Raw genomic sequence first — 14,394 nt, 5'->3', positions numbered from 1 at the left:
ACCGATGTTCGAATCGTCTAATGTTCCTCTCGACTCATTCGGCTTTCCAGAATGGATTTCACGATAAGCGTGACGACGGCGAGCAGCATAAGCATGGACGCAACGGCGAATGCCGCGCTGAACTGGTACTCGTTATACAGAATCTCGATATGAAGCGGCAACGTATTCGTTTCGCCGCGGATATGGCCGGAAACGACGGATACGGCTCCGAACTCTCCCATCGCCCGCGCGTTGCACAGAATCATGCCGTACAGCAGTCCCCACTTGATATTCGGCAGCGTAACTTTGAAGAATACCCGCCAACCTCTGGCCCCCAAGCTAACCGCCGCTTCTTCGTCCTGAACGCCCTGCGCCTCCATCAGCGGGATCAATTCTCTTGCCACGAACGGAAACGTGACGAACATCGTCGCGAGCACGATCCCCGGAGTTGCGAAAATAATATGGATATTATGATCGCTCAGCCACGGTCCCAGAAACCCTTGCGCGCCGAACAACAGTACGTAGATCAAGCCGCTGACAACCGGAGAAACGGCAAAAGGCAAATCAATCAGCGTAACGAGCAGGTTTTTGCCGCGAAAAGAAAACTTCGTTACCGCCCACGCCGCCGCCACGCCGAAAAGGGTATTGAGCGGTACGGCGATCAGCGCCGTCAGCAGCGTCAATTTGAGCGCGGACATCGCGTCCTTATTGGATAAAGCAGATACGTAAGCATCCCAGCCTTTGCGGAACGCCTCCGCGATCACCGCCGCCATTGGAAGGATCACGATCAACCCGAGAAACAGCAGCGCGATGCCGATCAGAACATATCTCACGACCCGCGGCTCGGTCAGATGCGGACGTATGGGCTTGCTTTTCCCCGCTCGGGGATTCGTAACGATACCACCCATTCCCGTCAGCCTCCTTTGGCGGTGCGCAGGCGGCGATTGCTCCACCTTTGCAAGATGTTGATCAATAGCAGAAGTCCAAACGAGATCAGGAGCAGGACAACCGCCACCGCGGCCGCTTGGGCATATTGAAATTGCTCAAGCTTCGTAATGATGAGAAGCGGCGCGATTTCCGTCTTCATCGGCATGTTACCGGAGATGAAGACGACCGAGCCGTATTCCCCGATGCCGCGGGCGAAGGCGAGCGCAAAGCCGGTCAGCAGCGGAGGAATCAATTCCGGCAAAACGATCCTGAAGAACGTTCTCGCCCTATAAGCTCCCAACGTGGCGGCGGCTTCCTCCATATCGGTTTCCATATCCTGCAGCACGGGCTGCACCGTCCTGACCACGAAAGGAATTCCGATGAAGATAAGCGCGATTGTAATACCTAGCGGCGAATAAGCGACTTTAATGCCTAGCGGCTGCAACAAGGAGCCGACCCACCCCTTCGGCGCATAGATTGTCGTTAGGGCGATGCCCGCGACGGCCGTCGGAAGGGCGAACGGCAAATCGATCAGGCCGTCGACGATCCTTTTCCCCGGGAACTTGTATCGAACAAGCACCCATGCCAGCAGCAAACCGAAAACCAGATTCACCAGTCCCGCGTAGAACGCGGTCAGCAAGCTTAATTTATACGACGCCACGACCCGCGGATTGGTCACCGTGTTCCACCATTCCGCGGGGGATAGCTCCGCGGACTTGATCGCCAGAGCCACCAATGGAATCAATACGATCAGGCTTAAATACAGAACGGTAAATCCCAGCGTGATCGGCAATCCCGGCAGTACCCGGTCTTTCTTGCGAAGGAATGTCATGTGGCCGCCATAACCTCTCTTGCCGGCCCTTGGTTAGGATCCCGGCGTATAGATTTGATCGAACGTCCCGCCGTCGGCGAAATGTTTCGTTTGCGCTTCTTTCCAGCCTCCGAAGTCTTGATCGATCGTCAGCAGATTCAGCGTTCCGAACTGGTCTTTGTATTTGTCGGCAACCGATTGAAGGCGCGGGCGGTAGAAGTTCTTCGCCGCGATTTCCTGCCCTTCCTCGGTGTACAAATATTTCAAGTATTCTTCCGCCGCTTCCCGAGTCCCTTTCTTGTCGACGTTCTTGTCAACGATAGCAACGGGAGGCTCGGCTAGAATGCTGAGCGAAGGCGTGACAATCTCATATTCGTCGCCGAACTCCTTAAGCGCCAGATAAGCTTCGTTCTCCCATGCGAGCAGAACGTCGCCGATTCCTTTCTCCACGAACGTCGTCGTAGAACCGCGCGCACCCGTGTCGAGCACAGGGACGTTCTTGAACAGCTTCTTGAGGAAATCGAGCGTCTGCGCTTCGTCATATCCGAGCGTCTTGGTTGCATATCCCCATGCCGCAAGGTAATTCCAGCGGGCGCCTCCGGACGTCTTTGGATTCGGCGTAATGACCTGGATGCCGTCTTTGATCAAATCGTCCCAGTCCTTAATGCCTTTCGGATTGCCTTTACGAACGAGAAATACGATCGTGGACGTGTACGGCGTGCTATTGTCGTCGAAGGATTTCTGCCAATCCTCCTTGATCGCGCCGGTTGCCGCAATTTGGTCGATATCGTATCCAAGCGCTAGAGTGACGACATCGGCCTCTAGGCCATCGATAACGGCCCGCGCCTGCTTACCGGAACCGCCGTGAGATTGTTTGATCGTAATTTTGCCGCCGGTTTTCTGTTTCCAATATTCCGCGAAGCTTTTGTTGTACTCTTCGTAGAGCTCGCGAGTTGGATCGTAAGAAACGTTAAGTAGTTCGATATCTTTCGGCTTGCCGGGGGAAGCGTTCTGGGATGCGGAGCTTGGCGCCGACGCGCCTGGCGATGCTTCTTTGGATGGCTCGTTGTTGTTTTTAGAGCCGCATGCCGACAAAACCGAAATCAATAATGTCGCGATTAGGACGACGCGAAGATTTTTAATGGTTTTCATGTTCATCCACCCTACCCTATTCTGTCTTTGCTTTAGGCGGAACTCCGATTGGCCAATTCGGTGGTTCCTCTAGTTGCTTTGTAGTCTTAGCGTTCAACATGGTGCAAAAGCATCAAATCCAATTTAAACTATATATCCTACCTGTTTAGTAGGTTATTGGTGAAATCATATCAGCAGGCCTAGCTTATTGTCAATAAGATGTTATAAATAAAATTGATATATGTTTAAAGTAGTCCTCGCCAGCACTCATTCACAGTGGGACCGCCTCCCATTGTCGCAAATTGCAGCATTGGCGGGCCACGCCTGCTCACGAACTCTCCCATTGTCGCAAAATGCAGCAATGGCGGGCCACGCCTGCTCACGAACCCTCCCATTGTCGCAAAATGCAGCAATGGTGGGCCACATCTGCTCACGAACTCTCCCATTGTCGCAAATTGCAGCAATGGCGGGCCACATCTGCTCGCGCACTCTCCCATTGTCGCAAAATGCAGCAATGGTGGGCCACATCTGCTCACGAACTCCCCCATTGTCGCAAATTGCAGCAATGGTGGGCCACATCTGCTCACGAACTCCCCCATTGTCGCAAATTGCAGCAATGGCGGGCCGCATCTGCTCACGCACTCCCCCATTGTCGCAAAATGCAGCAATGGCGGGCCACATCTGCTCACGAACTCTCCCATTGTCGCAAAACGCAGCAATGGTGGGCCACATCTCCTCGCGCACTCTCCCATTGTCGCAAATTGCAGCAATGGCGGGCCACATCTGCTCACGAACTCTCCCATTGTCGCAAAAAGCAGCAATCGCGGGCCGCATCTGCTCACGCACTCTCCCATTGTCGCAAATTGCAGCAATGGCGGGCCGCATCTGCTCACGCACTCTCCCATTGTCGCAAATTGCAGCAATCGCGGGCCGCATCTGCTCACGAACTCCTCCATTGTCGCAAAATGCAGCAATCGCGGGCCGCATCTCCTCACGAACCCTCCCATTGTCGCAAAATGCAGCAATGGCGGGCCGCATCTCCTCACGAACTCCTCCATTGTCGCAAAAAGCAGCAATGACGAGGAGCATGGCTCACCCTTCTGAGCCGATATTACGGACAGCGATGTTACTCAAAACCTAACGGAAATAGGAGACCCTATTGGGGCTCTAAAAGCATGAATCATACCTAATTCGAGCATATAACGGCTGCCCATTCCGTTAGATTTATTGTCGGAGGAAATTCGGGCAAATAAGGGCTGTCATTTCCGCTAGTTTGGGCGATACCGGCGAGTCCCCTTCTCTTCAGAGACTGGTGCGCGCGCAACAGGGCTTCTAAACAAAAAAACAACCCTCCATTGGAGAGTTGTTTACATCTTATCAGTTCCGAGAACCCCGGTGGTTGCGCCCGCGGACGTGAACGACATCCACGAACGGACGGACGCGGTCCATGAGTCGCTGGCCTTTGTGCATTTCTTCGCCTTCTTTGTGGGTGAAGCTGAAATGCTTCTCCAGATCGTCGAGATCGTGATTGGACGTGTAGAAAGTCGGCTTGCGGTTCATCCGATGGTTCAATATCGCCCCGAGCACATGGTCTCTGACCCAGGGGGTCAAATTTTCCGCGCCGATGTCGTCGAATACGAGCAGATCGGCATCCTTCATGAGCGTGATCGTTTCCTTTAACTTCTGCGGCTCAAACATCAACGCTTTGGCATCTTCGACGAACTCCGGCATATAGACGATGACACCTGTAAAGCCCACCTTCGCCAGTTTCTGAAGCAAATACCCAGCCATATAGGTTTTGCCTGTACCGAAATCGCCCTGCAAATACAAGCCGCGCTTCGGCAAGCCTTCCCTGATCGCCGTCTGCACGTATTCCTGCAGCCGATCTACCGCGACGGCCCGGTTCGGATCCAAGCGAAGCATCTCTTCTTCGTCGTAATGCTCGCCCAACGCTTTCTCGTCTACGTACAGGCTCGTGACCCGGCGACGAATGCGTTCCTGCTGCTCGAAAGCCGTCCACTTGGTACAGGCGGTCTTATAGTCGTGAATCTGCCAGCGGCCGTTTACCTGCTCGCAGTTGATCCCCGTCGAATGGCCTTGCAGGTCGTTCGGACAAGCATCAAGCCCCGGGCAAGACCGACAATTGCGATATTCCGTCGTCATTTGGTACAGTCGGTTCATGTTCAACCGCAGCACGCGTTCGTCCAGTTCAGGGTATCGTTCGCGAAGCTTGGCGACAAGCGGGTCCCCGAGCACGCGATCGGCGATTTCCGCCGATTTGTCGGCTTGCCCGAATGGCAAACGGCTTATCGATTCGCTTAAAGATTCCATCGTTTGTTCCTCCTCTCCTCACAGTTCGAATACCGATTACGATTTTCCTTTTAGTTCGCGCGCACGCGCAAGCATCCGTTCCAGATCCTCCGGCGTAACTTCCTCAGTCGGCCCCGTATCCTTGACCACGGACATCGCGGGTTTGCGCCCGGCCGTCTTACCCTTACCGCCAGCGTATGTACCGGCACCGTTTCCGCGTACAGGCTCTTCGCCACGGCGCTTGCGATCCAGCTCGGCGTTGAGCTTCTCCTGCTCGCGCGTATAAAGGACGGCTTTCTCGAACGAATCGATTCCTTTGGCAAGCATATTCGACGCGATCGCATCGACGAACGATCGGGTTAACCTCTGGGCCCTGCCCAGCGAAAATACATAATGGATCAGGACGTTGATTACCGGCTCCGGAAGCTTGTAACTCAAGTCGATGCGTTCGAACACGCGGCCGAAGTTCTCCGGCACCTCTCCGGGAAAATATCGGGACAACATTCGAGTATAGGGCTCTCTGCAAAGCATTTCGTTATATTGAACAACGGTCACGTTCTCCCTAAACCGTTCGGGAATGTCCAACAGATGCGCCGTCGGGAGCGCAACCGCCTCCGTCGGCTCTGACGCCGCTCGCCCTTCGGTTCGCGCGAGGAACCTGTCCCGTTCTTCCGCCCGCTTGCGATCCTGGCGATACATCAGATTCGCGCGCTGCTGCAATTCGTCCCATAACAACGTGCCGTCTTCCCGGAAGATTCCGTCTTCGTCGAGCAGACGGCAAATTTCCGGAGCTTCCAAATCGAATTTATAGGCCAAATAGTTCAATTGCGCCATCGCCTCGGGCGACCGATTAAGCCGTTCCACGAACCCTCGGTTAACGGAGCCGCGCGGAAAACGCAGCAGCATATCGCTGTGGCGTATTCTTTCCTGCGGCTGAACCGGTGCGCGCTCCTTCGAAACTGCGCTTTCCGTCCATCCGGATTCAAGATCCGAATCCGCGATCCCTGGGCTGATTCGGAAAATGTCGGAGAAATGCGCCGTGGCCTCCTCCCGATTCACGAACCGGACAAGTTCAGCGGGAGGCTCCGGCGTGAATCCTTCGCGAATTTCGAGCAAGGCGCTATGACCGATCTTATCTCTTAATAGCAAAGTCAGATGATAGTTGGAGAAAAATTCAGCCGGATCGAGAGGTCGCAATAACAAGTATTCGTATAACGATTCTTCCGTTACCGGGTTGTGATGGCGGTACACTTGCAGCAGACCGACCGCCTCCAGACGGGAAGCCGCGTCGATCACGGTATGCCGCCCGGCCGCGTTAAGCTCCAGGCCTAGACCGAGGAACAGCTTCCGCTGCGGCTCCGGCGAAGTCGCTCCGATTCCGTCTTCGGACACCTGATGATAGAGCAAATGATAGAAAGCAGCGGAAATCGCCCCCACCATCGGTTGATAGAGGGAAACGAACACTTTGCGGTCCATGCCGCTTAAAGCAAAATCCCGGCTCGTAAAGTAACGGTGGTTTTCCGTAAATTCCATCAAATTCGACACGCGCATCGCGGGAACGACAACTCTTTTCATAGATTAATGATTGTTCTATTGTAGCATAAAAGCTATCTTTCGATGAGATGTAAAAAAAGACTCCCGCTCGCCTGTTCGCGAACTCGGAGTCTCTTAACGACAACTACTCTTTTGAAGTGATTATCCCGCCCTCTGGCTTTGCAGTTCCTCCCCGCGAAAAACCCACAAGCGATAACCTGCATAGTTAACGACCAGCGAGCAACCGATAGACACGAATTTCGCCAAGGCAGCCTCCGTGCCCCAGTACTCCAACCCAAGCAATACGGCCGTAGCAAAGGCGAATGACAGAACGTTAACGGCGGCAAAACGTACGATTTCCGCCGCGCTTCGCTTTCCTTTCACGCGGAATGTCCAGTAACGGTTCAGCAAGTAGCTGTTCGCCACTCCGGCCAAATAAGAAATCGCTTGCGCCCATGCGGAGCCCGTTCCGAAGCCGTAGACCAACGCGCAAAAAACGACGAAATCCACACCTGTGTTCAGTCCGCCCACAAGCGCGTATTTCGCCATTTTCAGACCTTCTGATAATCGGAGCATGCGTCTCCTCCTGACTTCAATCCGGCAAGGCGGCCATTAGAACATTTTGTATCCGCCGCGTCTAAGCGCCCGGATCGACCATCCGCTTAAATAAGCACCCACGGCCCCGGCCACGATCAGAATCGTGTCGGACACGAGCAGCGATTGGATATTCTCCGTCACACTAAGATCGTCTTGCCACAATTGCCAAATGCCTAGCGGAATGACGACGATCACGAACAACCAAAGCGGAAACCATGTCGTCTTGATCAACATGTTCAATATAAAGCCGATGCCGAAAAACAGCACCAGACAAAGCAGCGAGCCAATAATCCCGAACAAAACTCCTCCGACAACTCCACCGATCATCCCGTTAACCTCCAAGTCGAACATATCCGCAAAAGCGTACGATTTTAGTTTACAAGTTGCTCAGGCGTCAGTCAACGAGCAGGGTGTGAATGAGATGTGAACAAAATGAATTAAGCGCCGGATTGCGCCGTCGAAACGCCGCGAATCGTTTGCTCCCCCCTCCCGCTTGGGCTACAATGGGAAAAGAGAAGAACGATGGACAAGGGAGAGATGACCCATGAGTGAAGCCGCTCAAACGTTGGATGGATGGTATGCGCTGCATGATCTGCGCAGCATCGACTGGCAAGCTTGGAACGCCGCGACGCAATCGGAGAAAGATGAAGCCCTTAACGAATTGTCGAAGCTGCTGTCGGAATGGGAAGCGGTAGAAGCCCGCAAAGAAGGCAGCTTTGCCTTCTACTCGGTCGTCGGACAGAAAGCAGATTTTATCGTGATGCATCTTCGGGAAACGCTTGAAGAATTGAACGAGATCGAAAATGCGTTTAACCGCTCAAGCTTCGCCCGGTTCACTCGCAAAGCTTATTCTTACGTCAGCGTCGTGGAGCTGAGCAACTATATGGGAACGCCGGGCGTAGATCCGATGCAAGTACCGGAAATCGTCGCCCGCCTGAAGCCGATCTTGCCGAAAAGCAAGCACATCTGCTTCTACCCGATGAACAAAAAACGGGATCTGCAAGACAACTGGTACATGCTGCCGATGGAAGAGCGCAAAACGCTGATGAGAAGCCACGGCATGATCGGTCGCGGCTATGCCGGCAAAGTCAAGCAAATCATCTGCGGTTCCGTCGGTTTCGACGATTGGGAATGGGGCGTAACGCTGTTCTCCGACGATCCGCTGCAATTCAAGAAGCTGATCTATGAAATGCGTTTCGACGAAGTAAGCGCCCGCTACGGAGAATTCGGGGCGTTCTACGTCGGCAACCTGCTCACGGGCGAGTCATTCTCCCGCATGCTGCAAGGGTAATCGCGTCATCACAAAAAGGAGTTTTCCCTAAACCTAAGGGAAAGCTCCTTTTTTCCGTAATCGAATCATTATGGCTGATCCTTCAGCAAATGCTCCCCCGCGATACCTGGCGTCGTCATCTGGATCGGATCGAGAATTTCGTCCATCTCATCCTGCGTAAGCAATCCTTTTTCCAATATCAATTCCTTAATCGTCATCCCTGTGGACGTCGCTTCTTTTACAAGCTGCGCCGCCACGTCGTAACCGAGATGCGGATTAAGCGCCGTCACGATGCCGAAGCTCCGATCGACATAGGACTGGCACTTCGCCTTGTTCGCTTGCATGCCTTCCAGCGCAAATCGGTTGAATACATCGAGCGCCCTTTGCATGATCTGTAAAGACTGCAACAGGTTAAACGCAATGACCGGCCCCATGACGTTTAACTCGAATTGTCCCGCTTCCGATGCCATGCAGATCGTATGGTCGTTCCCCATCACCTGGAAAGCCGCCTGATTCACGACCTCCGCCATGACCGGGTTCACCTTTCCCGGCATGATCGAGGAGCCTGGCTGCCTCGCCGGCAGCAGCAGCTCGTTCAAGCCGACATGGGGACCGGAAGCCATGAGCCGAATGTCGTTGCAGATCTTCGAAAGATTCATCGCGCATACTTTAAGCGCTGCCGAAAGCTCGGTGTAAGCATCCGTATTCTGAGTTGCGTCTACCAGATCGTCCGCGGAACGAAACGGAATTCCCGTTCCTTCGGCGATATAATTAACGACTAAAGAGATATATTCCGGTGTCGCGTTCAAACCCGTGCCTACGGCCGTTGCTCCCATATTCACCGCCAGCAGACCTTCGGCCGACCGGGCGATGCGCCCGATATCCCGGCCAAGAACCTTCGCGTATGCACCAAACTCTTGACCCATCCGGATCGGAACGGCATCCTGCAAGTGCGTCCTTCCCATTTTGATTACATCGTCGAATTCCCGCTCCTTGTCCTCGAAGCCATTAGCCACTGCCCGCAGCGTATGCAGCAATTGTTCGGTCAGCCGATACGCCGCGATTCGAAGCGCCGTAGGAATCGCATCGTTCGTCGATTGGGACATATTCACGTGGTTGTTGGGGCTGCAATGAAAATAATCGCCTTTGGCTTTGCCCATCATCTCCAAGGCCCGGTTCGCCAGAACTTCGTTCATGTTCATGTTGATGGACGTTCCCGCGCCGCCTTGAATCGAATCGACGATAAATTGATCGGACCATTGCCCTCCCGCGACTTCTTCAGCGGCTTGAACGACTGCTTGTCCGATCTGATGCGGCAGCCTTTTCAATTCCATGTTCGCCAATGCCGCCGCCTTTTTCACGCGAGCCAACGCTATGACCAGTTCGGGATGAACCGCTACCCCCGTAATCGGAAAATTCTCGACGGCTCGCAACGTTTGAATCCCGTAATATACCGAGCCGGGCACTTCCTTGCTTCCAATCGAATCCTTCTCCATCCGCACGGTCATCGCATTATCTCCCCTTATCATGGCTGTACACTTCCCCTCTATTGTACACCGAACCCTATGCGAACATAGCCGGATCGCGCAAAAAAGCCGGATTCGCCTCCTCGTTACCAAGGAACAATCGAATCCGGCTTCCTATTTATTCTTCGTCTTCCAACGCGCTCATCTGGGCTTCCCATTCCGCGCGCCGCTTCTCTTCCAGGTACTCTTGCGTCATCCTATCGCGCGCGCGCCCTTTCTCCTTCAGTCTCTCGATACCCGGCTGAATGAGCAGATCGACTTCCGCCTGAACGGTAGCGACTAGATCGTAACGGCGTTGCGACTCCAGGTAAGAGCCCACTTCCATCAGCGCGTTGTAACGGTCCAGTTCGTCTCGCGTCAACAGGCCCCGCACTTGCACGCTGCAGTGTCTCATTAGAAGAACTTGCCTTTGCGAAGGACAAGCGGAATGCCGCCGATGATGAACAGATAACGAAGATCGATTATTTTCTTCAACCATGCTGCCGTACGGCCTTTGTACTTCTTCCCGAACGCAACGCCGATCGCCTCGCCTTTGCCGAGCGAAGCCACGGCGCCTTTGTTCGAGAACACGAAAGGCTTAAGCGGTTGGTTGCGAATCGAAGCCACCAGGTTGTGCGCGCAGTTAACGCCTTGTTGCATCGCGATTTGAGCCGTCGGAGGATACGGACGCTCGTTTTCCGGGTTGAACACGAGGGAGTTGTCGCCCAGAATATAGACGTTCTCGTGGCCTGGAGCGCGCAAGAATTCGTCGACCTTCACGCGTCCTCTCATCGTTTCGATTCCGGCTTCTTCGATCAAGCGGTTGCCGCGAACGCCACCGGTCCAGATGACCGTCTGCGATTTGATCTCTTCGCCTTCGCCGACAATAACGCCGTCCGGCGTGCATTCTTTAACGGCAGTGCCGATGCGGAACGTAACGCCTTTGTTCTGAAGCACTTGCATTGCGTATTCGACCAGTTCAGGATCGAATCCAGGCAATGCGGTAGGAGCCGCTTCGATGTTGATGATCTTAACGAGCGATTGATCGACGTCGAACTGTTTGCACAGTTCCGGAATGCGATCGGCCAGCTCGCCGATGAACTCGATGCCCGTAAAGCCCGCGCCGCCGACGATAAACGTCAGATAGTCCGTGCGGTGAGGCTCGCGTTTGAAGCGTGCGAATTGATATTCAATATGTTCGCGGATCAAGCGAACGGAGTTGATGCTGCGAATGTTAAACGCGTTCTCGACCATTCCCGGGATGCCGAACGTTTCAGGCTCGCCGCCGAGGCCGACGATCAAATAGTCGTAAGAAAGCGTTCCGTCTTCGAGAATGACTTTGCGGTCTTGCGGACGGATTTGTACGACCGTCGACTTGACGAAGTCGATTTTGAATTCGTCGATCAACTTCGAGATGTTGACGCGTGCGTTCTCAGGGTTATCCGTACCCGCTGCCGGCATGTGCAGGTGAGTCGTGATGTAGTGGTAATCGTGTTTGTTGACCAAGGTTACGTCCGCTTCATTATAGTTCAATTCCTTCTGCAGACGAAGCGAAGTAAGCACACCGCCGTAACCTGCGCCCAGAATGACAATCTTTGGTATACTGCTCATTGATGATCCCATCCAATCCCTCTGTGTGATTAGTTTGTGAAAAATTACACAATGTTCTTCGTTAAACCTCTTAACGGAACTCTACAAAGTAGATCATATCGGCTTTTCCAACAATTTTCAAGGTTCTTTTTCACGAATAAATTTGGGCATCTTTACAAAAACCTTTTCACCTCCGCTCCGCAAGTTTATAATGAAAACGTTTAGTTTCTTGCGATTGGCTATGATTAACGGAGGTGTCCCCTTTGAATTCAAGTTCAATGCCCGTTGTCGACGTTGCCATCATCGGCGGAGGTCCTGCCGGTATGTTCGCGGCATTCTACGGCGGAATGCGACAAATGTCGGTCAGCCTGATCGAAAGCATGCCGCAGCTCGGCGGGCAACTCGCAGCCCTGTATCCGGAGAAGTATATTTACGATGTCGCCGGTTTTCCGAAAGTAACCGCTCAGGAACTTGTCAATAATCTGAAAAATCAGATGGAACACTTTAATTCAAACGTTTATTTGGAAGAAAAAGTCGCGGCGGTTAATAAGCTTGAAGAACGCCTCTTCGAAATTGTTACCGATAAAGCGGTTCACCATGCACGGGCGGTAATCATTACGGCAGGAGTCGGCGCGTTCGAGCCGCGCAAGCTGGAGTTGCCGGAAGCGTCCCGTTACGAGAAAACGAATCTTCATTATTTCGTCAGTGATCTTGAACGTTTCCGCGGCCTAAAAGTCATGATCAGCGGAGGCGGAGACTCCGCTCTCGATTGGGCGCTTATGCTCGAACCGATCGCCGAGCAAGTGACGCTCGTCCACCGCAGGGACAAGTTCCGCGCGCACGAACATAGCGTCGAATTGTTGATGAAATCCAAAGTCAAGGTCGTTACGCCAACGGAGATCACCGCGCTTCACGGCGAGAGCTCGATTAGCCGGGTCACGTTAACTGACGTTAAGTCCGGCGCCGTATCCGACCATGAAGTCGATGCGGTCATTATCAACTTCGGTTTCGTCAGCTCGCTCGGTCCGATCGCGGAATGGGGTCTTGATATCGAAGGCGGCTCCCTGATCGTCGATTCGCGAATGGAAACGAGCATTCCCGGCATTTTCGCGGCGGGGGATATTACGACTTATCCGGGCAAGCTGAAGCTAATCGCCGTTGGTTTCGGCGAAGCGCCAACCGCGATCAATAACGCTAAAGTCTACGTCGATCCGGCCGCGAAGCTTTCCCCGGGCCATAGCAGCAATATGAAAATGTAATAATAAGGGCATCCTACCTGAGGAATACCGGCTGTTACCGGTGAGCCAAAGGAGGATGCCCTTTTGATTTGTCCGATCTGCAACGCTTTAAGCCCCCTAGAGATTTCTTGTCCGAACTGCGGTTCCGCGGCCGAAGACGAAGGTCGTTGGGGCGATTGGAGCGGACCCTATTCCCCCTATGAACCCGACCTCGTCTCTCGGGAAGCCTTCGCCGCCGAAGAGTCGAGTTGCCAGCATTCCGTCCGTTGTCCCTGCTGCCAGTTCTCTTTCTTGGTAGAGATCGCCGCGTGGCATATTTAGATTACCCGATCTTCCGGAACCGAAAGCTTCCTTCTTCGAATCTCTGAATGCAGCATACGAACGAAATCTCTGTCTAGCCTCATACGCAGCGCGCTTCGATAAGCGTCCAGCAATAGTTCATCCGTCAGTAAAGGCAACATAACCCACACCCTTTCCCTTGGTTTGTGAAGGCATCATAGCACGCTTTCAACAAAGCGGACAAGCCGACATTTATCCACAAGGAAATGTGAGTAAGTTGTGAGTATTTTGTTGAAAAATACTTGTAGACCTTTGTCATCAAGGTGTGTATTGTGGAAAAAGTTATACACAGAATATCCGACAAGGAATTTAATAAACAACTTTCATAACCGCAAAATATTCAATTAGCTGTTTCTATAGAAAAGTTTGTCGCAATCACCCGCTTACTGCGGTCGAGTGTTGACCTCCAGTATCCAAATGTGTCCGTTGCGGTCGATTCCGTAATCATATCCGAGCTGGCCAAGACCCGGAAAACGGCGTTCCAACAGCGCCGTTGAGGCATTCGTCAAATGTCGCATTTCGCGTTTTAACGGAACGACATCACGTGACGATAACGAGCGCCGAATTCCTTGCGCCGCAGTTATCTGCGAGCCCCCCCTGCACAGGTTCGTCACGAACAATCCCCTTCTGGCCAATCTTCCGACCATCGCGCGGTAAATCCATCTTCCTCTTTCCTTCACGTGCTTGACGCGGTAATCAATCGGCCTTCCCTCAATCGTCGCCAATCGAATGCCTTTTTGTATCAAATATTGCCGGTTTAATCGAGCGCGGTCCAATCCGTGCATTAATCCGCTGAATGTCGAGAAGGTACGGCTTCTGAATTGATGGGTTAGTCTATACGATGAGCCGCTCTTTTCGATTTTGATCACTCCGATTCCGCCGCCGCCCCGAACCGGTTTTACGACGACCACGCCGTATCGCGAGAGCATGTCGCGAAGATTGGTCCGGTCGAGCAGCCGCGAAGGCGGAATATGTCTTGCAATGTAGGAATTGGAGAGCAAAGCGTTCGTTTTCAGCCACTTGTTGGCCAATTGCCGGTTAATGGAGGCCATCATCGAGGCTCCTTTCCTGAGGGTATGATTATACATACTCATCGGGCCGGACAGGTTCTTGGATAAATGTCGCCGGAGATTCGCCTTGATTTTGGGATAAATATGGATGAAC

The 14,394-nt window shown here is 53.2% G+C and carries 15 protein-coding genes; 2 read left to right on the top strand and 13 right to left on the bottom strand.

Annotated elements, in window-relative coordinates:
• Window positions 1–17: 17 nt before the first annotated feature.
• From cysW to FPZ45_RS15785, 8 genes are all read right to left on the bottom strand, one after another.
• Window positions 18–887 carry a sulfate ABC transporter permease subunit CysW gene (gene cysW, locus FPZ45_RS15820; RefSeq protein WP_144703736.1) on the bottom strand — a complete coding sequence of 290 codons (870 nt, stop codon included), beginning with the start codon at window positions 885–887 and terminating at the stop codon, window positions 18–20.
• A 5-nt stretch (window positions 888–892) separates the two neighbouring features.
• Window positions 893–1,738, bottom strand: a complete 846-nt coding sequence (cysT, locus tag FPZ45_RS15815; protein WP_144703733.1) for a sulfate ABC transporter permease subunit CysT — start codon at window positions 1,736–1,738, stop codon at window positions 893–895.
• A gap of 33 nt (window positions 1,739–1,771) precedes the next feature.
• Window positions 1,772–2,869, bottom strand: coding sequence for a sulfate ABC transporter substrate-binding protein (locus tag FPZ45_RS15810; RefSeq protein ID WP_144703730.1), 1,098 nt, complete (start codon window positions 2,867–2,869; stop codon window positions 1,772–1,774).
• A gap of 246 nt (window positions 2,870–3,115) precedes the next feature.
• On the bottom strand, window positions 3,116–3,937 hold the full coding sequence (locus tag FPZ45_RS15805; protein ID WP_144703727.1) for a hypothetical protein: 822 nt from the start codon (window positions 3,935–3,937) through the stop codon (window positions 3,116–3,118).
• 288 nt (window positions 3,938–4,225) lie between these two features.
• Window positions 4,226–5,179, bottom strand: a complete 954-nt coding sequence (locus FPZ45_RS15800) for an ATP-binding protein (protein ID WP_144703724.1) — start codon at window positions 5,177–5,179, stop codon at window positions 4,226–4,228.
• Window positions 5,180–5,215: 36 nt separating this feature from the next.
• Window positions 5,216–6,733 (bottom strand): DnaD domain protein, encoded by a 1,518-nt coding sequence (locus FPZ45_RS15795; protein WP_144703721.1) that lies wholly within the window; start codon window positions 6,731–6,733, stop codon window positions 5,216–5,218.
• Window positions 6,734–6,853: 120 nt separating this feature from the next.
• The gene (locus FPZ45_RS15790; protein WP_144703718.1) at window positions 6,854–7,267 is read right to left on the bottom strand and encodes a GtrA family protein; all 414 of its coding nucleotides are present in this window, start codon (window positions 7,265–7,267) and stop codon (window positions 6,854–6,856) included.
• 36 nt (window positions 7,268–7,303) lie between these two features.
• The gene (locus tag FPZ45_RS15785) at window positions 7,304–7,615 is read right to left on the bottom strand and encodes a YuiB family protein (RefSeq protein ID WP_144703715.1); all 312 of its coding nucleotides are present in this window, start codon (window positions 7,613–7,615) and stop codon (window positions 7,304–7,306) included.
• Window positions 7,616–7,832: 217 nt separating this feature from the next.
• On the opposite strand from FPZ45_RS15785, the gene hemQ reads away from it, so the two are divergent.
• Window positions 7,833–8,579 carry a hydrogen peroxide-dependent heme synthase gene (gene hemQ, locus FPZ45_RS15780; RefSeq protein ID WP_144703712.1) on the top strand — a complete coding sequence of 249 codons (747 nt, stop codon included), beginning with the start codon at window positions 7,833–7,835 and terminating at the stop codon, window positions 8,577–8,579.
• Window positions 8,580–8,647: 68 nt separating this feature from the next.
• Here hemQ and aspA read toward each other — a convergent pair whose 3' ends face one another.
• From aspA to FPZ45_RS15765, 3 genes are all read right to left on the bottom strand, one after another.
• Window positions 8,648–10,066 (bottom strand): aspartate ammonia-lyase, encoded by a 1,419-nt coding sequence (gene aspA, locus FPZ45_RS15775; protein WP_144703709.1) that lies wholly within the window; start codon window positions 10,064–10,066, stop codon window positions 8,648–8,650.
• A gap of 136 nt (window positions 10,067–10,202) precedes the next feature.
• Entirely contained in the window at window positions 10,203–10,478 is a 276-nt protein-coding gene (locus tag FPZ45_RS15770) for a hypothetical protein (RefSeq protein ID WP_144703706.1), read from the bottom strand.
• A complete protein-coding gene (locus tag FPZ45_RS15765; RefSeq protein ID WP_144703703.1) occupies window positions 10,478–11,674 on the bottom strand; it encodes an NAD(P)/FAD-dependent oxidoreductase in 1,197 nt (398 codons plus the stop codon). Before FPZ45_RS15765 ends, FPZ45_RS15770 begins: the two co-directional genes overlap by 1 nt.
• Window positions 11,675–11,931: 257 nt before the next feature.
• Here FPZ45_RS15765 and FPZ45_RS15760 point away from each other — a divergent pair, with 257 nt between their 5' ends.
• Window positions 11,932–12,912 carry an NAD(P)/FAD-dependent oxidoreductase gene (locus tag FPZ45_RS15760; protein ID WP_144703876.1) on the top strand — a complete coding sequence of 327 codons (981 nt, stop codon included), beginning with the start codon at window positions 11,932–11,934 and terminating at the stop codon, window positions 12,910–12,912.
• A gap of 296 nt (window positions 12,913–13,208) precedes the next feature.
• Here FPZ45_RS15760 and sda read toward each other — a convergent pair whose 3' ends face one another.
• Together sda and FPZ45_RS15750 are read right to left on the bottom strand one after the other, a co-directional pair.
• Window positions 13,209–13,352 carry a sporulation histidine kinase inhibitor Sda gene (gene sda / locus FPZ45_RS15755; protein WP_144703700.1) on the bottom strand — a complete coding sequence of 48 codons (144 nt, stop codon included), beginning with the start codon at window positions 13,350–13,352 and terminating at the stop codon, window positions 13,209–13,211.
• A gap of 261 nt (window positions 13,353–13,613) precedes the next feature.
• Window positions 13,614–14,285, bottom strand: a complete 672-nt coding sequence (locus FPZ45_RS15750; protein WP_144703697.1) for a YheC/YheD family protein — start codon at window positions 14,283–14,285, stop codon at window positions 13,614–13,616.
• Window positions 14,286–14,394 lie beyond the last annotated feature (109 nt).

Origin of the sequence: Cohnella terricola, assembly GCF_007786475.1 — a bacterium.
Classification (GTDB): Bacteria; Bacillota; Bacilli; order Paenibacillales; family Paenibacillaceae; genus Cohnella; species Cohnella terricola.
This window is presented reverse-complemented; position numbering and strand designations above follow the sequence as displayed.

Coding starts and splice junctions, on each gene's coding strand:
- FPZ45_RS15805 (WP_144703727.1), bottom strand. CDS start 3,937: ATGCTCCTCGTCATTGCTGCTTTTTGCGACAATGGAGGAGTTCGTGAG.
- hemQ (WP_144703712.1), top strand. CDS start 7,833: ATGAGTGAAGCCGCTCAAACGTTGGATGGATGGTATGCGCTGCATGAT.
- FPZ45_RS15785 (WP_144703715.1), bottom strand. CDS start 7,615: ATGATCGGTGGAGTTGTCGGAGGAGTTTTGTTCGGGATTATTGGCTCG.
- cysT (WP_144703733.1), bottom strand. CDS start 1,738: ATGACATTCCTTCGCAAGAAAGACCGGGTACTGCCGGGATTGCCGATC.
- FPZ45_RS15770 (WP_144703706.1), bottom strand. CDS start 10,478: ATGAGACACTGCAGCGTGCAAGTGCGGGGCCTGTTGACGCGAGACGAA.
- sda (WP_144703700.1), bottom strand. CDS start 13,352: ATGTTGCCTTTACTGACGGATGAACTATTGCTGGACGCTTATCGAAGC.
- FPZ45_RS15800 (WP_144703724.1), bottom strand. CDS start 5,179: ATGGAATCTTTAAGCGAATCGATAAGCCGTTTGCCATTCGGGCAAGCC.
- FPZ45_RS15765 (WP_144703703.1), bottom strand. CDS start 11,674: ATGAGCAGTATACCAAAGATTGTCATTCTGGGCGCAGGTTACGGCGGT.
- FPZ45_RS15750 (WP_144703697.1), bottom strand. CDS start 14,285: ATGATGGCCTCCATTAACCGGCAATTGGCCAACAAGTGGCTGAAAACG.
- FPZ45_RS15795 (WP_144703721.1), bottom strand. CDS start 6,733: ATGAAAAGAGTTGTCGTTCCCGCGATGCGCGTGTCGAATTTGATGGAA.
- aspA (WP_144703709.1), bottom strand. CDS start 10,066: ATGACCGTGCGGATGGAGAAGGATTCGATTGGAAGCAAGGAAGTGCCC.
- cysW (WP_144703736.1), bottom strand. CDS start 887: ATGGGTGGTATCGTTACGAATCCCCGAGCGGGGAAAAGCAAGCCCATA.
- FPZ45_RS15790 (WP_144703718.1), bottom strand. CDS start 7,267: ATGCTCCGATTATCAGAAGGTCTGAAAATGGCGAAATACGCGCTTGTG.
- FPZ45_RS15760 (WP_144703876.1), top strand. CDS start 11,932: ATGCCCGTTGTCGACGTTGCCATCATCGGCGGAGGTCCTGCCGGTATG.
- FPZ45_RS15810 (WP_144703730.1), bottom strand. CDS start 2,869: ATGAAAACCATTAAAAATCTTCGCGTCGTCCTAATCGCGACATTATTG.